This is a genomic window from Acinetobacter sp. AS167, from assembly GCF_037152175.1.
Taxonomy (GTDB): Bacteria; Pseudomonadota; Gammaproteobacteria; order Pseudomonadales; family Moraxellaceae; genus Acinetobacter.
Genome location: NZ_JBBCMP010000005.1, coordinates 123,526 through 140,941 on the forward strand (window position 1 = coordinate 123,526; position 17,416 = coordinate 140,941).

A 17,416-nucleotide genomic window follows, 5' to 3' on the forward strand; every position below is an offset into this window, starting at 1 on the left:
ATTTTTAAATCAGATGAGTAATCAATAAATTAATTTCCAATACCACCAAGGATTAAAACATGGCTAAGAACCAAGAAGTCACACGCCAAGCGCTAAATGATCAAGCAGCCCGTCAACTTGCCAATGCGACAAAAACAGTACCGCAACTCTCCACCATTACGCCACGTTGGCTAACACATTTATTGCAATGGACCCCTGTTGAAGCAGGTATCTATCGGGTCAATAAAGTCAGCAATACCGATGATATTCAGGTGGCTTGTACACAACGTGATGAAGCAACACTTCCACAAACTTTTGTCGACTATGAAGTTAATCCACGTGAATACTTTTTAAATGGTGTTTCCACAGTTCTGGATATTCATACTCGTGTTTCTGACTTATATAGTAGTCCTCACGATCAAATCAAAGAACAGTTACGCTTAACCATCGAAACCATTAAAGAACGTCAAGAAAGTGAATTAATCAATAATCCTGAATACGGCTTATTGGCAAGTGTTGCAGATGAGCAACGTATTTCCACTTTGACAGGTGCACCCACACCAGATGATTTTGATGATTTACTACGTAAAGTTTGGAAAGAGCCAGGCTTCTTCTTAGCACATCCCGATGCGATTGCAGCTTTTGGACGTGAATGTACCCGTCGTGGGGTTCCACCACCCACCGTAAGCCTATTTGGTTCACAGTTCATCACTTGGCGTGGTATTCCACTGATTCCTTCAAATAAAATTCCAGTTGAAGATGGCAAAACCAAAATCATCTTGTTACGCGTTGGTGAAAAGCGTCAAGGTGTTGTTGGCTTATTCCAACCAGGTCTTGCTGGTGAACAGGCACCTGGCCTATCTGTACGCTTTATGGGCATCAATCGTAATGCAATCGCCTCTTACTTAATCTCCTTATATTGTTCTCTTGCTGTGTTAACAGATGATGCACTCGCTGTGCTCGAAGATGTGGAGGTAGACAAGTACCATGACTATCCAACAACTTACAAGTAATCAACCTACTCCAGATATTTCTTCTGATCATATTGCTGATGCGCCCATCAGTGAATCTGTCATTGCACAATTGGCTGCTGAATTTTTTTCGGCTTTACCCAAGCAAAACCCACAAGGTTTCAACTTTGATATACCCGATCAACGATCTCAAGGTATTAGTCACCAACCACAGCCTAAAGACCCGATTACTGCATTGTCTGGGCGCATACCTGCCATTGTACAACAGGCAAATTTAAACCCGGATTCTACACATCACTATGTAGAACCGACCGCCGACCATCCCGAGCGTAGAATTCTATCTTCTTCGCCCATTGTTGGTGGTGCAAATACTCCTGATCCATTTGCTGTCGGACAAAAGCTAGATTTGTCTTTGAATCCTACACAAATCACACAACAGACTGCACCATCAAACCTAACAACGACTGCGCCACATCAAGCTCAATCGAGTTATTACTTTTTGGATCTGCCTCACCCTGAAGTTGCTAGCGCCCAAACAGTCAATACCAATACGGCTCAAACTGATGTGCTTAAAAATCCATATGCGTTTGATCATTATCATGTGACAGATGACCAGCAATTAAAAAGTGTATTACAAGATCGTAATGACAAACCTACAACAGCAGCGTCTGGTTATTATTTTCTTCAATCACCTACCATTGAAGCTGTTCGTCCGCATTCAGATGTGCAAATACCAGCGAATGCTCAGAACTATCAACCCATTGATATTTTGCAAATCCGTCGGGATTTTCCCATCCTACAAGAGCGTGTAAATGGTAAGCAATTGGTTTGGTTGGATAATGCAGCCACCACCCATAAACCTCAGGCGGTCATCGATCGAATTTCATATTTCTATCAACATGAAAACTCGAATATTCACCGCGCAGCACATGAACTTGCAGCACGTGCCAGTGATGCTTATGAGCATGCCCGGGATGTTGTGGCTCGCTTTATTGGGGCCGCTTCAGCAAAAAATATCGTCTTTGTTCGAGGTACAACAGAAGGTATTAATTTAATCGCAAAATCGTGGGGTAAACAGAATATTCAAGCGGGAGACGAAATTATTGTGTCCCATCTTGAGCATCATGCCAATATTGTGCCTTGGTACCAACTTAGTAAAGAAACTGGTGCAAAACTCCGTGTAATTCCTGTGGATGATACTGGTCAGATTCAAATTGAGGAATTTGTAAAATTGCTTAATCCTAGAACCAAACTGGTTTCGATCACACAGGTTTCTAATGCTTTGGGTACTGTAACGCCTACTCAAGAAATTATTGCATTGGCGCATGCAGCAGGTGTGCGAGTTTTGATTGATGGTGCTCAGTCTGTTTCGCATATGCCCACCAATGTTACTGCCTTAGATGCCGATTTCTTTGTGTTTTCTGGGCATAAAGTTTTTGGCCCAACGGGTATTGGCGCTGTTTATGCCAAGTCTGAATTATTTGATAGCATGCCTGTATGGGAAGGCGGCGGAAATATGATTCAGGATGTGACGTTTGAGAATGTGGTCTATCAACCTGCACCAAATAAATTTGAAGCAGGTACGGGGAATATTGCAGATGCTGTTGGCTTAGGTGCTGCTTTAGAATACGTAGAAAGTATTGGAATCCATAACATTGCACGTTATGAACATGACTTGCTTGAATATGGTCAACATGCACTACAAAGCGTTTCTGGACTACGCCTGATTGGTACTGCATTAAATAAAGCCAGTGTGATGTCTTTTACACTGGCAGGCTATGAAACGGAAGAGGTCGGGAAAGTACTCAATCAATATGGTATCGCCGTGCGTACTGGGCATCATTGTGCCCAACCGATCTTACGCCGTTTCGGTGTTGAACGTACTGTACGCCCTTCTCTTGCGTTTTATAATACCACTGAGGAAATTGATTTATTGGTTTCAGTATTGCATCAACTCCGCCGTGCTAAACCTTATAAATCCTAATTTTAAACTTTAGCTTTTAAAGCTTAGTTTTTAAGTTTTAGTTTTCAAAGACTTTATTGATCGATCATAATCACATGCTTAATTAATTAGGCATGTGATTTTTCGAGGTGACGATTGTATGATCTATTTTTGAATGGGGATGCGTAATTCATCCAATTAGTGAAAATATCCCCTCAATTCGATAAAACGATACACTACAACAAAAAAATTAAGCCGCTATTTAGTTTAAATCAGGTTGATTTACCATTATTTTTATCAACCTATTTTTGCAACATTTTTAAGACTATATTACTCATAACTTTAAAAGTAAATATATCGGCTGTACCTGTTAGTAAGGACAGTAATTTTTAACGGACGTATCATTCCCAAATTTTTTACTAATATGCTGAGCCCATATAGCGCGCTTTTTATCCAGCCATTGCAATGTTTCAACATCTACTAAAGAAGGCTTGGGTGCAAAGGATTTATAATCATTGATGAATTTTCCCATCCAACAATAGCCAAAGAAGTTTTCAGACATCATCTTGTCTTCGAGATTGTAAATAGGGAATAGCTCTTTCTCATAACTTTTTAAAAAATAAAGCTTGGCTAATGATGATTTATAAATTGCGTCAGCCATCGCATTTTTCTTAGTCGTGTCAGCTAATCTATAAATAGGTGTATCAATATTGATAAATACATCACTTGTTTCTACGTATTTTTGAATGTCTTTTTTTGTTATTTCATTAGCAGAACATCCTATCGATACCAGTGGTATTAATATTAGAGTTAAAAATTTAAATTTCATAATTACCCACTTCCTTTATTGTCAAACTGCTTCAAGTCTACAACAGAACCTTCCCCCTTATACGTTCCATCTCCTGTTAACTGTTTTAACATTCCCGAATGATAATCTTCATTAAATATATTTTTAAATGTGGATCTGTTTACATATAGAGGACAATGATTATTTTCAGCCAATTGCCGAAGATGTACTATGGTTTCTGGAACAGTAATATTTTTTGCAATTCCTATTACTGCCAATACATCAAAAAAACTAAATCCTGTTTTAAGTCTGATTGAAAAGGTTTGTTTTTGAAATTGAGCAACTAATTTACTGGCTTCATGCATTGAGTGTTTCCGTACATACTGTTGAAACTTTACATACATCATAGTGTTGAAGGAAAGCTTATTAATCATTCCATCACCAAATTTGTTTATGTCATATTCCATACCAAAACGTAAAGCCAGTAGAAACTCTACTTTATTTGTGCGTTCCAGCCTTTGCCAATGATCTTCGTCAAAGAAAAAATTGTAAGGCGCAGCAATGTAGTAATTACCAACTTTAAACGCTGGATTACACGTTACAGAGGGATAGTTACAAACTTCAACATCCCTAGGAAACATACCCTTATCAGTTACAATAACGTCAGCCATAATTTTTTACCCTAAGTCATCATCTAGTGGAGGCATTGGTTTAGAAAGGTCATAAATTATTAGCTCTACCTGTTCCTCTTGATCACCTGAATCAATATGAACTGTATTTCCATCTTCATCAGTTTTCCCCTCAATAACTTCACCGTTTGCACGTTTCAATTGGTATGGAAAATCAACTAACGGTTTCTGAGTAGCTTTATCTAACAATTGGTGTTGCAAACCAAAATTTGTTGAGATTACTTTATCTATAAAGCTATTTTGTAAAGGCTCTTTTGAGCTTGAAGAACTTCTATAATTCTCACCTTGGCTTGTTCCAACAACATGATCTTGTTTAGGTAAAATTTTAGCTCCACAAGTCAATAAGTCATCAACATAAGCAACAGCTTTGCCATCCATAATAATATGATCATGGCTTTTAACAATTTCAGACCAACATTTGCACTTAGGGCAAAAGTGACCATCTCCAGCACGTAGAAATAGATTTCCCATTTGAGATGTTCGTTGTTGTGTTGCTTGAATGATGCCTCCATGATTTGTCATAGAGTTATGAATTGCAAAACCTTTAGTCATGATTAAAACCATCTTGGCACAAAAAGCCTTCAGGGGCCTTATCACCGATAAAGATATTTATAGCTACAGAGTTATTAGGGCTATCGACAATCTCATCACCATTCTCTAAGTGGCTTCCTACCAATGCAGCGGACTGACCATTTATAAGACAACCCTTGCCAGCACCTGAAATGATTTTAGAAATTGTCCCATCTGCGTAAATAGCATCGTCACCAACTAAAGCAATAGGCAATCCACCTATTCGGCTTTGCAATGCAGTCGCTTTAACTAACCCACCATTTTTGGTTTTAGCCCCATTTACCGCAAGGTAATAGATCTTTTTGGGTCTGTGTCGAAAATAAAGCTGCTCTGCTTTTATTGTTTGCTTTATGTCTTCTTGAGACATCTGCTTTAACTGCTCAATTGGTAATTCATGTAAAAATTTAGGTTTCGTCATACTGAGGCCAATTATTGTTATTGAATGAAGAACATAGCAATTGAAACATAAAACCAACTATTAAGACAAATTTAATAGAATTATTAAATAATTTTAATAATTTAAATTGATCAATATCTTTACACTATTCATATTTCAATCAACTCGCTTATCAAGCCTATTGACCAATGTTCTCAATTAGATCTCTTGAATCTTTCTTAACAAATCAGATATTCAAATAATTGGGTAATATTCATTGCCCTACAGTATTTTGAATAGTCATCAAGAACACTCTACTTACAATTTAACAATCACATGCTTGAGCATCTGAATAAAAAAGCGAGATACTACAAAAAATTAAACCTTGTATGTTATTTATGCCTTCAATCAAAAAACTTTTCCTACTATCTAGCTTAATTATAGCAACACAAGCTTTTGCCTTACCTCAAGACTCACGTCGTGCAGGTGGCATAGCGGTTATTCCTGTTGCTAAAACCGTGTTAAATGTCACTTATCAAGACAAACCTGTCTTGATCGTGGATGGTGAAAATGCAGTAAACCATATTGTTTTTGGTATTCCGCTTTCAGCGCCACTGGGTACACTGCAATTACAAAGCTCTAAAGGCCCAATTAATATTGAAGTGAAGCCATTTAAATACGCTGAGCAGCGCCTCAATGTAAAAAATCAGGACTACGTCAATCCGAATCAAGAACAACTTGATCGTTATAGCCAAGAAGCGAAAGAACAAAACAGTGTTTATAGCTCTTTTAGCCCTGCACAATGGAAAGACTTTCCAACATTTATCCGTCCTACAGCAGGAAAATTTAGTAATTCATTTGGTCGTAAACGCTTTTTTAATGGTGAAGAACGTGCTCCACATTCTGGTTTAGATATCCCTGCCCCCATCGGACAAAAAGTGGTTGCGCCTGCCGCAGGAACAGTGGTTGCCACAGGCAATTATTTCTTTAATGGAAATACCGTTATGATTGATCACGGACAAGGTCTGATCAGCATGTTTTGCCACCTCAGTAAAATCAATGTAGAAAAAGGGCAAATCTTGAAACAAGGTGAATTATTGGGATTGGTGGGTAAAACAGGACGAGTAACAGGTCCACATCTACACTGGGGAATGAGCTTAAATAATGCCCGAGTTGATCCACAATTATTTTTATCACTTTAATTTTGCAAGCAAAATGCAAAGAAAACTTTGAACATTTGTTTCAAAAATGGTCCTTTTAAAGAAATACACATTTTGTAATAATTTATTTTTTAAAAAATTGTTAGCATGAGTCATGAATTTAAAAAGTTAGAGCACATAAAAAAAAGCCAATCTAAGGATTGGCTTTTTAGAATAATAATTTAATTATTCAGCTAAAATTATTTCAAAATCATGGGTGATTTCAACACCACCATCGGATAGCATTTTACTTGCTGAGCAATACTTTTCGGCTGATAATTCAACAGCTTTCGCTACTTGCTTCTCTTTTACATCATGCCCTGTTACCACAAAATGTAAATGTATCTTAGTGAATACAGCTGGAATCGTGTCTGCTCGATCCGCTTTGAGCTGACAAACAACATTTGTTACATTTTGCCGAGATTTCTTTAAAATGGTCACAATATCGAATGAAGCACACCCACCAAGTCCCATTAATATGAGTTCCATAGGACGTGGGCCACGGTTTTCACCACCATATTCAGCAGAACCATCCATCACAATTTGATGACCACTTTCTGATTTTGCTTCGAAAGCAACATTCTCTAACCAATGAACGCTAGTTTGCATTGCAACTACCTAAAAAAAGCTATAAATTTACGGGGTACCTGTACACTAGCATAAAATGAGTTGATAAGGAATTTCATCTCTACTGCTTCTACGTGACGAGTTCAATTTAGATCAACAGATCTAGTTATTATCCAATTCGGAATTTTTAAGCATGTCTTCTAATTTTGCACAACTTAGTACAGATGCTTTGTCTCCTGGTCAACTACCTGAGTCAGTCAAAGCTTTGCTCAAAAGAGCCCACATCAATCGTTTTCCAAAACGCTCAACGATTATTGATGCAGGTTCAGAGTCAAAATCACTGTATTTAATTTTAAAAGGTTCAGTTTCAATTATTTTACGTGAAGATGATGAACGTGAAATTGTTGTTGCATATTTGAACCCTGGGGACTTTTTTGGGGAAATGGGATTATTTGAGCAGAATCCACAACGTACTGCGGAAGTAAGAACCCGTGACGTATGTGAAATTGCTGAAATTTCATATGATAATTTCCACGAAATTAGTAAACAATATCCTGACTTAAGTTATGCCGTATTTGCACAACTTGTTCGTCGTTTAAAAAATACAACACGCAAAGTAACTGACCTTGCATTTATTGATGTATCTGGGCGTATTGCACGTTGTTTAATTGATCTTTCAGCACAGCCTGAAGCGATGATCTTGCCAAACGGCCGCCAAATCCGCATTACTCGCCAAGAAATTGGTCGTATTGTGGGCTGTTCCCGTGAAATGGTTGGTCGTGTTCTAAAAACACTTGAAGAACAAGGCATGATCGAAACCGACGGTAAAGCCATCCTTATATTTGATGTATCTTTAGAAGAATCTAATTTTTCTGAAGACGAACTAAGCACAGATGATGAATAAAACTTGAGAACAAATTTGAGAATTTATTTCCTTAAAGAATTATGTTGAATGGGGTAAATATCAAATATTGTCAAAAAGTTGAAATATAGTTTAAAAGCAAACTCCCGAGTTTGCTTTTTTCATGTTGCTAGAACTACACAGTGAATGACTGTGAGCTGGTCTCATGACCATGCTATAAAACTAGACCAAGCTAAAATGAGCATTTTATAAAAGAATCAGATAACTTTATCTTATTTTGATAATTAGAAACATTTTTTCACTTAGTTATCAAATTTAAATTACGCTATTATTCTCACAAGATACTGAATATTAGTTTTGAAGGACATAAAATGAAGTCAAATCGTTTAGGGCATTCTGATCTTGTGGTCCCTGAAATTTGTTTAGGTACCATGACCTTTGGTGAACAAAATAATCAGAATGAAGCATTTGAACAACTTGCTTATGCAATCGATCAAAATATCCATTTCTGGGATACTGCTGAAATGTATCCGGTACCCCCTAAACCAGAGACACAGGGATCGACTGAAAGCATCATAGGGAATTGGATTGCTCAAAACGGTCAGCGTGACAAACTTATCATTGCCACAAAAATTGCAGGCCCCCAACAAGGTGGCAGTCAAATTCGTGATGGGCATACCAAGTTTATAGAAGCAGAGATCAGTAGTGCTATTGATAGCTCGCTCAAGCGCTTACAAACAGACTATATAGATCTTTATCAACTGCACTGGCCACAACGCCCTGTTAACTTCTTTGGCACGCTGGGTTACAGCAATCAGCTTGCGGCACGTACACAAGACATCACCCCGCTTGCTGAAACCTTAGAAGCACTCTCGAAAGAAGTTAAAAAAGGGCGTATTCGTCATATTGGCTTATCCAATGAGACACCTTGGGGTACCTTAAAGTTTTTACATTTAGCTGAACAATTGGGCTTAGAAAAAATTGTGAGTGTACAAAACCCTTATAGTTTGCTCAATCGTACTTATGAAATTGGGATGTCTGAGATCGCACAACACGAGGGCGTTGGCTTACTCGCTTACTCACCCTTAGCCTTTGGTTACTTAACTGGCAAGTATCGCCACGGCGCACGCCCTGAAAAAGGACGTATTACACTATTTTCTCGCTTTAGCCGCTATAGCAATCCACAGAGCGATTGGGCGACAGAACAATATGCACAGCTTGCAGAAAAACATGGTTTAAGCCTTACCCAATTGGCTTTAGCATTTATTAAACAACAATTTTTTGTGAGTAGTACCATTATTGGTGCGACTACGCTCGAGCAACTAAAAGAGAATATTCAGGCCTTTGATACCCAATTGTCTGAAGAAATCTTATTGGAAATAGATGCGATTCATCAGCAGCAGCCAAACCCTGCACCTTAAGCACAATTTTTGAAACGCTCATTGTTCTACGTTGTTTTCAATAAAAAAGGATGCATAAGCATCCTTTTTTATTCGATAGGTTTTATCAAAAAACTTATCTTCCGCCTCGCGCAGTATAAACTGCCATTGCAGCAGGTAAATTCTTTTTCATTGCATTGATACGATTAACATCAGATGGATGTGTTGACAGTAATGCAGAACCTTTTCCTCCACCCTGTTTCGCCATTTTTTCCCACAAGCTAATTGCTGCTTGAGGATTATAGCCAGCTTTTGCCATCATCATTAAGCCGCCCTCATCTGCACGGCTCTCTAAACTACGTGAGTATGGTAAACCCACTCCAACTTGGCTTCCCAAATCGAGAGCAGCATTACCTAATTCACCAATTTGGCTACCTGCATACGATTTACCAATTCCTACTGCAAGATTGGTCAACGCTTGCGCACCTAATTTTTGTTTAGAATGTTCTTCTAAAGCATGGGTCATTTCATGTCCCATTACTGCAGCAACTTCAGCTTCAGATAGATTGAGTCGATTTACAATCCCTGTGTAAAAAACCACTTTACCACCGGGTGCGACATAAGCATTGATTTCGTCTGACTTAAGGACAGCCAACTGCCAATCAAATCTTTGACCCGTTTGGTTCATTTGATCTGCAAAAGGTTTTAATCGGATAAATGCTGCATTCACTTTTTTATAAGTTGCAGAAGTTGTATCTAGAGTCTTATTCAAACGTGCTTCTTGCACCGTTTTATTAAAGCCTTGTGTTGCGTTTAAATTAAGCGTTGCAGAATCAGCACCTGCCATATCCGCAATAGTTGAGCACCCTGAAATTGAAATGGCAGTCGCCGCACAAAGACTAAGCATTAATTTATTGTTCATTATAATCAACTCCATGGAGAACAATGAAAAGCACTGTGGATTATATGCAAATGTTACATAAGGTTAAATCAATAAGATCCATTAATTCATATTAATTATGTAAGTGAAATTTTACAAAAATTGAATCGCCAACCAATAGATGAGACAAATCACATTAAGCATCAAATATATGTTTTTCAATGGAATAATTTTTGTCTCTAACAATTGGTCGTTTCTTTTGATAAATAAAAATGCATTTTGGATCAAAATAACAGGAACCAGCACACATGCAACCATTACACTCAGACCTAACAATGCATTATTGATAATATTCAGATCAGTGGTTTGAGCCTGAATAATCAGCATTGCAATCGTTGGAGCACCGCCCATTGCGAAAATCAGAGAGTAAAATATTGTGCTCGATATATTCTTTTGCATCCTACAAACTCAATGTGTATATAAAAGGACATTTTAACAAGCCAAGCTTGAAAACCTAGCCTGATTGATATCGACTTTAGTCTTTTTTAGCTTTAAATAAAAAGCCCGATTTACATCGGGCTGAACACTCTGCGATCAAATTACTTTTTAACAACAGATTGATAGATTTGCTTTGCTTCAACCATATTTTTGTTTAAATCTGATATACGGTCGTTATTTGATGGATGTGTTGAAGTGAACTTCTGTACACCATTATTACTGCCGCCATCAATCTTGTTCATTTTTTGCCAAACACTGATTGCCGCTTCAGGATTATAGCCAGCTTTCGCCATAAGCATTAATCCACCACGGTCAGCAGATGATTCTAAACTACGTGAATATGGCAGACCTACACCATATTTACTCCCGATGTCTAAAGCTTGAGTGCCGACTGAACCCAATTTATCGCCTGCATAGGTTTTGCCCATTTTCACAGCAAAGTCAGTAATTGCCGTTGCACCAGCACCACGTTTAGAATGCTCCTCTAAGGCATGGGTCATTTCATGTCCCATAATGGCAGCAATTTCAGCATCAGTCAGTTTCAATTGATTGACAATACCTGTAAAGAATACAACCTTACCGCCAGGCATTACAAATGCATTGAGTTCATTTGATTTAAGTACACTCAATTGCCAGTCAAATTTTTGACCAGTTTGATTTGCTTGATCAGCAAAAGGTTTCATCTTTAAGAAAACAGCATTGACTCGTTTATATGTTGCAGATGTTGTATCAAGTGCTTTTTGTGCCCTTGCATCATCTACAAGAAGTTTATAATCTGCTGCTGCATTGAGGTTTAGCGTCGCAGAATCATTACCCGTTAATTCAGCAACAGTTGTACAACCTGTTAAGCCTATAGCCAACCCTAATCCAAGTAATAGTTTCTTGTTAATCATTATTTTCACCAAATTTCATAGATCTTATTGCAAGCTTCAAAACGAAGCTCAGCTCTTAGCGGCTGCATTATGTTGTATTTTACAAAAAAAATCAAAATATAATCACAGTTTATTTAAAACGCCTAAAAACAATAACAATAAAAAAAGCTCCCGAAGGAGCTTTTTAAAGATTGAATCAATTAAGCATCAAATGGATGACGCATCACAATTGTTTCATCACGATCTGGACCTGTTGAAATGATGTCGATAGGACATTCAATCAACTGCTCAATACGTTTTACATAATTAATTGCATTTTGTGGCAATTGATCTAATGATTTCGCACCAAACGTAGACTCAGACCAACCTGGCATAGTTTCATAAATTGGTTTTAAGGTTTCAAATGCAAGTGCATCTGTAGAACCTACACAACCTGAATCCGCAGCTTCATAACCGACACAGATTTTTACTTCTTCCAAACCATCTAAAACATCAAGTTTAGTTAAGCAAATACCTGATAATGAGTTTACATCTACAGAACGACGTAAGATTTCAGCATCAAACCAACCACAACGACGCTGACGACCAGTCGACGCACCAAATTCTGAACCCACAGTACCCAAGTGTTTACCAACTGCATCACCAACATCATTGGAAGCATCATAAACAAGCTCAGTTGGGAATGGACCTGCACCTACACGAGTTGTATAGGCTTTGGTAATTCCCAAAACATAGTCAAGATGCAATGGACCAAGACCTGAACCTGAACTTACACCACCAGCGGTAGTATTCGATGAAGTTACATATGGGTATGTACCATGATCAACATCAAGAAGTGAACCTTGCGCACCTTCAAACATGATGTTTGCACCATCTTTACGATAGTTATGCAATGTTGTAATCACATCTAAAACTAATGGCTTAACCACTTCACGCCATTGATCACAAAGTGCCAAAACATCTTCAACTTTAACGGCTTCAACACCGAAGAATTGAGTCAATTGGAAGTTATGGTATTCAAGAAGCTCTTCAAGCAGTGCTTTAAGATGATCGCCACCACGTACTAAATCTGCAACACGAATCGCACGACGAGCTACTTTATCTTCATAAGCAGGGCCAATACCACGACCAGTTGTACCGATTTTGGCATTACCACGTTTTTTCTCACGCGCTTGATCAAGTGCAATATGGTGAGGAAGAATCAACGGACAGTTTGGAGAAATACGCAGACGTTCACGAACGGGTACACCTTCTTTCTCAAGAATATCCATCTCTTTGATCAATGCTTCAGGTGAAAGTACAACACCATTGCCAATTAAGCAAAGTACGTTTTCACGTAAAATACCTGATGGAATGAGGTGAAGAACTGTTTTCTTACCACCAACGACGAGCGTATGCCCTGCGTTATGTCCGCCTTGATAACGGACTACCGCAGCTGCTTGATCTGTGAGCAGGTCAACGATTTTACCTTTACCTTCGTCGCCCCATTGGGTACCGAGTACCACAACACTTTTGCCCATAATAGCCTCATTACATCATGCTGTTAAAATAGAAAACCAAATCGAATGACATGAACATTCAATCTGATACTTAAATTGTTTCGATTTTCCACTCACCGGCAACATTCACCATCTGGTGGGTTGCATTTGGAACTGAGTTTAAATCGTCATTACCCAATAACTGAATTACACTTAAACCTTGTTGACGTGCTACGGCAATCGCATCCAGCAAAGTGGATTCGGTACCTTTCGGTGCAACTACTTTTTCAATCTGTTGACGTTGACCCGCACTTAAGGAATACAAGTCACAAGAAAAGCCTGTTGCAGGACGCGCGCGTCCAAAGTGTTCACCAATACCATCATAACGACCACCTTGTGCCAACGGTGCAGCACGGTTTGGTGCATACACGGCATACATTAACCCAGTGTGGTAATGGTACGAACGAAGCTCTACAACATCGATACCAATATTGAGTTTTGGCCAACGTGCTTGAATTTCTGTATATGTTGTTTTAAGTACCTCAAAAGCATTTTTAAATGCTTCATCAGCAAAAATTTCTGCGCTAATATTCGCTTGCAATGCATCCAGATCACTTGCATAACGACCTAAAGCATAAAAATCAGAACCAAATTCTAAATTTTGAGTGAATTCAGCAAGTTCTGGTAGTGCTTTGCGCTGATACAAATCAGATAAATGGCTTTCTGTTGATTTGTTTAAACCCACATGTTTTACCAGACTTCTAAACAGTCCTACATGCCCTAAATCAAGATGGATACCATCAGCTAAACCCGCGGTATTAAGCAGATTGAGCATCACATCGATCATTTCAACGTCTGCGTCAATACTGTCTGAACCAAATAACTCTGCACCTAACTGAAGTGGTGCACGCGTGGTATTAAAACCTTGTGGTTTAGTATGAAGTACAGTTCCTGCATAGCAGTAACGCGCCACACCTTGTACTTGATGTACATGGGCATCAATACGAGCCACTTGTGGTGTCATATCGGCACGCACACCAAGTAAACGACCTGAAAGTTGGTCGATGACTTTAAAAGTGGCTAAGTCTAAATCTTGATTCGATTCGGAGAGAGAAGAAAGAGATTCGATGTATTCGATGAATGGCGTATACACCAGCTGATAACCTCGTGATGCGAGGAAATCTAAAGCTTCACGGCGCAATTTTTCAATTACTTGCGCTTGCTCTGGTAATACATCAGCTACACCATCAGGTAATAACCATGTCTCTGAAATGGGCATGTTGTAAACCTAAATCCTGTCAGCGCGGAAGTAATCCGCATAAAAAAATCGGGAACACACCCGATTTCTCTTATTTTAGCACGATCATCTGCGCCATGCATTAATAAAATAACTTTTGATGCCTAGATAATTTGACCACTTATGCATAATTTAGGCAAAAAACTATCTATTACACATTACCCCACTTCAATTCTTTGTATTTATTTAACTTTTCACACAAGTGTTGATTGCTATTTGCGTTGTTGAAAATATAATTTATTCGTTTAGAAAAACAGCATCTATTTAAAGCAACTGAAATACTAAAAACTGGGGAAGTATGGAACTACATAGCAACTTATATTACACGCATCCAAATACGGAAATCATGCAAAAGCTAGGCCGTTTATTTCAAGAGCATCGCGGTGAACAAGACAAATTTATTGCTGTTGCAGTTGAGCTCAATTCACAATTGGGGCAAGAACTTGCAGAAGATCTTTTAAATACAGTTGACAATATTGAGTTTGATTTGGGTCCTGAATCATTACACACTATTGCAGGCTATTCAGTTGCCCATTTTGTGCATGGTTCTTCGGGTGATGAGTTTATCGAAGCAATCCTACTTTTCTTAAAAGCATTACTCCCTGAAATTCACACTCTGGCTTGGGGTTGTGGGGATGATGACCCGTGGGAATTCTGGTTTAAATTTGAAGGCGATGAGTTGATTCGTGAAGATGATGAACCTTTCAATGATCCTGAACAAGATGACGAAATAAAATCTTCCATTTATACATGGTGGCATACAGGTTTACCTGAAAAAATCAAAGAAGGTTTCTTAAACCAAGAATAAATTTTTATTCAGATTTAAAGGGAAGTACAAAATCGAATCGCTGTACTTCCCTGTTATTTTGACTCTTTCAGCTATTTTAAATAGTCCTCGATACTGACTACTTGTGAAAACATTTGAAAGGCTGACAAACAGGCTGTTTGTACATCTTCTGCTTCAACTGTTCTGCCTGAATAGCTCAATTGACGCGTCGCTGTAGCGTCTGCAATGATCGTCGGTTGATAAGCAAATTCTGCCGCTGCACGTGACGTCGCATCAACACACATATGCGTCATCATGCCACTAATCACCAATTTATCAACATTCAGTCGCTCTAATTCTGCTTTTAAAGTGGTTTGAAAAAAGCTATTGGGATAATGTTTTTCAATCACAATTGAATCGATCTTAACACGTAAACCCGAATGTAGTGCTACACCCTGCGTTCCTGCTTCAAAAAATGTAGCATTGGGTTGATTGGCAATATGCTGAATATAAATAATCGGCTGCTCACGCTTTATAAATAGATCTTCCAATCGATTGATATGTTTTAAAGCCTGTTCCGCACAGAACAACTCCATCTTCCCTTGAGGAAAATAATCGTTTTGTACATCTATCACTAATAATGCTGTTTGACTCATGGTGTTTCCCTAACCCTTGTGTTGATGTTTTTATAAGATTAATCAAAACAACTGGCGATTTGCAGTCACTCATGAAAGAATAATCGATTAGAAACTTTCAAACTGAAAATTTGTTCAATTCACTATGTTGCCAAATGACCCAATTGACCTCAAAATTTTAAAAATACTAAAAACTGATTCTCGGTTAAGCAATAAAGAGATCGGAAAATTAGTACACCGTACAGGCCAAGCTGTAGGAAGTCGCATTGCGCGAATGCAAGATGAAGGCACAATTCAGAAATATACGATTACGCTACAGAACCAATCAACACAATTTATACGTGTGATGATGCAGACTAATGAATTTGAACAGTTTGAAGCATTTATCGCTCAATTTGAGTCAATTGAAAGTTGCTATAAAGTCTGTGGTTCCGCTTGCTATATGCTGGTTGCGCATTTTGATAGTCATGCAATCAATCTATTTATCGAGCAACTCTCTGAATGGGGACAATATTCAGTAGATAGTGTCGTAAGAGCAATTGAAACTCAGCCTTAATTTTATATCCAAATCCATATCATGTAAGAATAACAAATGAAATCTTCAGAAAAAACATTACGCGAACATAGTAAATTTCTAAGTTTAGTACTTCGACATCAACCAGAAACCATTGCAATCCAACTCGATTCTGAAGGCTGGACGGATGTACACATCCTTTTACAGCAAATGATCAAACACAGAAGACCACTTAAACTCGTAGAGTTGATTGAGGTTGTTGAAAGCAGTGATAAAAAACGCTTCCAACTTTCACCTGATCAAAACAAAATCCGCGCAGTACAAGGTCACTCTAGTGCTCAGGTTCAACGTGAGTATGTTGCTATTACGCCACCCGATACACTTTTTCATGGAACAGCAACTCGCTTTGTCGACAGTATTTTAGAAAAAGGCTTAATTTCAGGTGAACGTCATCACGTACATTTATCTGCTGATTTAGTCACAGCCCAGAAAGTGGGACAACGACATGGCAAAGTCATCATTTTCATCCTAGACACCAAACAGATGCATCAAGATGGTTTCCAATTTTATTGTGCTGAAAATGGGGTTTGGTTGACTGAACAAGTGCCGATAAAATATTTAAAGTTATTCGAAAGCGAATCAAAAAAACTAATCCAGCGGTAAGGCTGTGGTCTGTTTAATCTTCTGTAAAGGGATTTCAGTTTTGACATTCTGGATCCCTGGAATTTTATTTAAATGATTAATTTGAAATTTACGATATGCCTCTAAATCAGAAACCACAATACGTAAGAAAAAATCACAATCTCCTGCCATAAGTTGACATTCAACAATTTCAGAAATATTCATAATGCTTTCGATAAATCGATTGACCGCTTGTTCATCCTGACTCTTTAACCAAATTCGTGCAAAGACTGTCAAACTAAGATCTACTTTGTGTGGATTGACCAATGCAACATATTGGTCAATGATCCCCTCATCCTCCAGTTGCTTTACTCGTCTTAAACAAGGTGAAGCGGATAAACCTATCTGTTCTGCCAATTCATTATTTTGTAGTTTTCCATTACGTTGTAATGCACACAGAATACGCCGATCTATCTGATCCAATTTCATAAAATTATTTCTAGTAGATAAAACCAAAAAATAACATATTCCAGC

20 protein-coding genes are annotated in these 17,416 nt (G+C 38.2%); 8 read left to right on the plus strand and 12 right to left on the minus strand.

Annotation, left to right across the window (positions count from 1 at the left end; genetic code table 11):
• Nucleotides 1-59: 59 nt before the first annotated feature.
• The gene (locus tag WFN33_RS10930) at nt 60-992 is read left to right on the plus strand and encodes a family 2A encapsulin nanocompartment shell protein (protein WP_004721119.1); all 933 of its coding nucleotides are present in this window, start codon (nt 60-62) and stop codon (nt 990-992) included.
• Complete coding sequence (locus WFN33_RS10935; RefSeq protein ID WP_336953117.1) at nt 967-2,934, plus strand: family 2A encapsulin nanocompartment cargo protein cysteine desulfurase; 1,968 nt, start codon at nt 967-969, stop codon at nt 2,932-2,934. The genes WFN33_RS10930 and WFN33_RS10935 overlap by 26 nt, the downstream gene beginning before the upstream one ends.
• A 328-nt stretch (nt 2,935-3,262) precedes the next feature.
• On the opposite strand, the gene WFN33_RS10940 is transcribed toward WFN33_RS10935, so the two are convergent.
• The 4 genes from WFN33_RS10940 to WFN33_RS10955 are packed head-to-tail and all read right to left on the minus strand — an operon-like array spanning nt 3,263 to nt 5,356.
• Nucleotides 3,263-3,721, minus strand: coding sequence for a hypothetical protein (locus WFN33_RS10940; RefSeq protein ID WP_333667274.1), 459 nt, complete (start codon nt 3,719-3,721; stop codon nt 3,263-3,265).
• A 2-nt stretch (nt 3,722-3,723) separates the two neighbouring features.
• Nucleotides 3,724-4,350 carry a hypothetical protein gene (locus WFN33_RS10945; RefSeq protein WP_335954936.1) on the minus strand — a complete coding sequence of 209 codons (627 nt, stop codon included), beginning with the start codon at nt 4,348-4,350 and terminating at the stop codon, nt 3,724-3,726.
• Nucleotides 4,351-4,356: 6 nt separating this feature from the next.
• On the minus strand, nt 4,357-4,920 hold the full coding sequence (locus WFN33_RS10950; RefSeq protein ID WP_335954937.1) for a PAAR domain-containing protein: 564 nt from the start codon (nt 4,918-4,920) through the stop codon (nt 4,357-4,359).
• The gene (locus tag WFN33_RS10955) at nt 4,913-5,356 is read right to left on the minus strand and encodes a PAAR domain-containing protein (protein WP_336953118.1); all 444 of its coding nucleotides are present in this window, start codon (nt 5,354-5,356) and stop codon (nt 4,913-4,915) included. Before WFN33_RS10955 ends, WFN33_RS10950 begins: the two co-directional genes overlap by 8 nt.
• A gap of 356 nt (nt 5,357-5,712) precedes the next feature.
• Here WFN33_RS10955 and WFN33_RS10960 point away from each other — a divergent pair, with 356 nt between their 5' ends.
• Nucleotides 5,713-6,516: a peptidoglycan DD-metalloendopeptidase family protein gene (locus WFN33_RS10960; protein WP_419327387.1), complete on the plus strand. Its 804-nt coding sequence runs from the start codon at nt 5,713-5,715 to the stop codon at nt 6,514-6,516.
• A gap of 183 nt (nt 6,517-6,699) precedes the next feature.
• On the opposite strand, the gene WFN33_RS10965 is transcribed toward WFN33_RS10960, so the two are convergent.
• Entirely contained in the window at nt 6,700-7,122 is a 423-nt protein-coding gene (locus WFN33_RS10965) for an OsmC family protein (RefSeq protein WP_336953120.1), read from the minus strand.
• 151 nt (nt 7,123-7,273) lie between these two features.
• Between WFN33_RS10965 and crp the strand changes: the two genes are divergently transcribed.
• Nucleotides 7,274-7,984, plus strand: coding sequence for a cAMP-activated global transcriptional regulator CRP (gene crp / locus WFN33_RS10970; RefSeq protein ID WP_004721139.1), 711 nt, complete (start codon nt 7,274-7,276; stop codon nt 7,982-7,984).
• A 329-nt stretch (nt 7,985-8,313) separates the two neighbouring features.
• Entirely contained in the window at nt 8,314-9,363 is a 1,050-nt protein-coding gene (locus WFN33_RS10975; protein ID WP_336953122.1) for an NADP(H)-dependent aldo-keto reductase, read from the plus strand.
• A 94-nt stretch (nt 9,364-9,457) separates the two neighbouring features.
• Here WFN33_RS10975 and WFN33_RS10980 read toward each other — a convergent pair whose 3' ends face one another.
• From WFN33_RS10980 to WFN33_RS11000, 5 genes are all read right to left on the minus strand, one after another.
• A complete protein-coding gene (locus WFN33_RS10980) occupies nt 9,458-10,243 on the minus strand; it encodes a M48 family metallopeptidase (RefSeq protein WP_336953123.1) in 786 nt (261 codons plus the stop codon).
• A gap of 111 nt (nt 10,244-10,354) precedes the next feature.
• The gene (locus WFN33_RS10985) at nt 10,355-10,660 is read right to left on the minus strand and encodes a hypothetical protein (protein ID WP_336953124.1); all 306 of its coding nucleotides are present in this window, start codon (nt 10,658-10,660) and stop codon (nt 10,355-10,357) included.
• A 140-nt stretch (nt 10,661-10,800) separates the two neighbouring features.
• A complete protein-coding gene (locus tag WFN33_RS10990; RefSeq protein WP_336953126.1) occupies nt 10,801-11,592 on the minus strand; it encodes a M48 family metallopeptidase in 792 nt (263 codons plus the stop codon).
• Between the two features lie 179 nt (nt 11,593-11,771).
• Nucleotides 11,772-13,091 (minus strand): adenylosuccinate synthase, encoded by a 1,320-nt coding sequence (locus tag WFN33_RS10995; protein ID WP_336953128.1) that lies wholly within the window; start codon nt 13,089-13,091, stop codon nt 11,772-11,774.
• Between the two features lie 70 nt (nt 13,092-13,161).
• Nucleotides 13,162-14,328, minus strand: a complete 1,167-nt coding sequence (locus WFN33_RS11000) for an ATP phosphoribosyltransferase regulatory subunit (protein WP_209826323.1) — start codon at nt 14,326-14,328, stop codon at nt 13,162-13,164.
• Nucleotides 14,329-14,644: 316 nt separating this feature from the next.
• On the opposite strand from WFN33_RS11000, the gene WFN33_RS11005 reads away from it, so the two are divergent.
• Complete coding sequence (locus WFN33_RS11005) at nt 14,645-15,154, plus strand: hypothetical protein (RefSeq protein WP_336953129.1); 510 nt, start codon at nt 14,645-14,647, stop codon at nt 15,152-15,154.
• Between the two features lie 71 nt (nt 15,155-15,225).
• Here the strand turns inward: WFN33_RS11005 and WFN33_RS11010 are convergent, their stop codons facing one another.
• Nucleotides 15,226-15,768 (minus strand): cysteine hydrolase family protein, encoded by a 543-nt coding sequence (locus WFN33_RS11010; RefSeq protein WP_336953131.1) that lies wholly within the window; start codon nt 15,766-15,768, stop codon nt 15,226-15,228.
• 124 nt (nt 15,769-15,892) lie between these two features.
• On the opposite strand from WFN33_RS11010, the gene WFN33_RS11015 reads away from it, so the two are divergent.
• Complete coding sequence (locus tag WFN33_RS11015) at nt 15,893-16,303, plus strand: Lrp/AsnC family transcriptional regulator (protein ID WP_234623015.1); 411 nt, start codon at nt 15,893-15,895, stop codon at nt 16,301-16,303.
• Between the two features lie 36 nt (nt 16,304-16,339).
• The gene (locus tag WFN33_RS11020) at nt 16,340-16,924 is read left to right on the plus strand and encodes an RNA 2'-phosphotransferase (protein ID WP_105712858.1); all 585 of its coding nucleotides are present in this window, start codon (nt 16,340-16,342) and stop codon (nt 16,922-16,924) included.
• On the opposite strand, the gene WFN33_RS11025 is transcribed toward WFN33_RS11020, so the two are convergent.
• Nucleotides 16,910-17,365 carry an Lrp/AsnC family transcriptional regulator gene (locus tag WFN33_RS11025; RefSeq protein WP_034614550.1) on the minus strand — a complete coding sequence of 152 codons (456 nt, stop codon included), beginning with the start codon at nt 17,363-17,365 and terminating at the stop codon, nt 16,910-16,912. The two genes, WFN33_RS11020 and WFN33_RS11025, sit on opposite strands and share 15 nt — an antisense overlap.
• Nucleotides 17,366-17,416 lie beyond the last annotated feature (51 nt).

What these genes read in the sequence shown, in the direction of transcription:
- WFN33_RS10930 (WP_004721119.1), top strand. Translation starts at nt 60, where the DNA reads ATGGCTAAGAACCAAGAAGTCACACGCCAAGCGCTAAATGATCAAGCA.
- WFN33_RS10935 (WP_336953117.1), top strand. Translation starts at nt 967, where the DNA reads ATGACTATCCAACAACTTACAAGTAATCAACCTACTCCAGATATTTCT.
- WFN33_RS10940 (WP_333667274.1), bottom strand. Translation starts at nt 3,721, where the DNA reads ATGAAATTTAAATTTTTAACTCTAATATTAATACCACTGGTATCGATA.
- WFN33_RS10945 (WP_335954936.1), bottom strand. Translation starts at nt 4,350, where the DNA reads ATGGCTGACGTTATTGTAACTGATAAGGGTATGTTTCCTAGGGATGTT.
- WFN33_RS10950 (WP_335954937.1), bottom strand. Translation starts at nt 4,920, where the DNA reads ATGACTAAAGGTTTTGCAATTCATAACTCTATGACAAATCATGGAGGC.
- WFN33_RS10955 (WP_336953118.1), bottom strand. Translation starts at nt 5,356, where the DNA reads ATGACGAAACCTAAATTTTTACATGAATTACCAATTGAGCAGTTAAAG.
- WFN33_RS10960 (WP_419327387.1), top strand. Translation starts at nt 5,713, where the DNA reads ATGCCTTCAATCAAAAAACTTTTCCTACTATCTAGCTTAATTATAGCA.
- WFN33_RS10965 (WP_336953120.1), bottom strand. Translation starts at nt 7,122, where the DNA reads ATGCAAACTAGCGTTCATTGGTTAGAGAATGTTGCTTTCGAAGCAAAA.
- crp (WP_004721139.1), top strand. Translation starts at nt 7,274, where the DNA reads ATGTCTTCTAATTTTGCACAACTTAGTACAGATGCTTTGTCTCCTGGT.
- WFN33_RS10975 (WP_336953122.1), top strand. Translation starts at nt 8,314, where the DNA reads ATGAAGTCAAATCGTTTAGGGCATTCTGATCTTGTGGTCCCTGAAATT.
- WFN33_RS10980 (WP_336953123.1), bottom strand. Translation starts at nt 10,243, where the DNA reads ATGAACAATAAATTAATGCTTAGTCTTTGTGCGGCGACTGCCATTTCA.
- WFN33_RS10985 (WP_336953124.1), bottom strand. Translation starts at nt 10,660, where the DNA reads ATGCAAAAGAATATATCGAGCACAATATTTTACTCTCTGATTTTCGCA.
- WFN33_RS10990 (WP_336953126.1), bottom strand. Translation starts at nt 11,592, where the DNA reads ATGATTAACAAGAAACTATTACTTGGATTAGGGTTGGCTATAGGCTTA.
- WFN33_RS10995 (WP_336953128.1), bottom strand. Translation starts at nt 13,091, where the DNA reads ATGGGCAAAAGTGTTGTGGTACTCGGTACCCAATGGGGCGACGAAGGT.
- WFN33_RS11000 (WP_209826323.1), bottom strand. Translation starts at nt 14,328, where the DNA reads ATGCCCATTTCAGAGACATGGTTATTACCTGATGGTGTAGCTGATGTA.
- WFN33_RS11005 (WP_336953129.1), top strand. Translation starts at nt 14,645, where the DNA reads ATGGAACTACATAGCAACTTATATTACACGCATCCAAATACGGAAATC.
- WFN33_RS11010 (WP_336953131.1), bottom strand. Translation starts at nt 15,768, where the DNA reads ATGAGTCAAACAGCATTATTAGTGATAGATGTACAAAACGATTATTTT.
- WFN33_RS11015 (WP_234623015.1), top strand. Translation starts at nt 15,893, where the DNA reads ATGTTGCCAAATGACCCAATTGACCTCAAAATTTTAAAAATACTAAAA.
- WFN33_RS11020 (WP_105712858.1), top strand. Translation starts at nt 16,340, where the DNA reads ATGAAATCTTCAGAAAAAACATTACGCGAACATAGTAAATTTCTAAGT.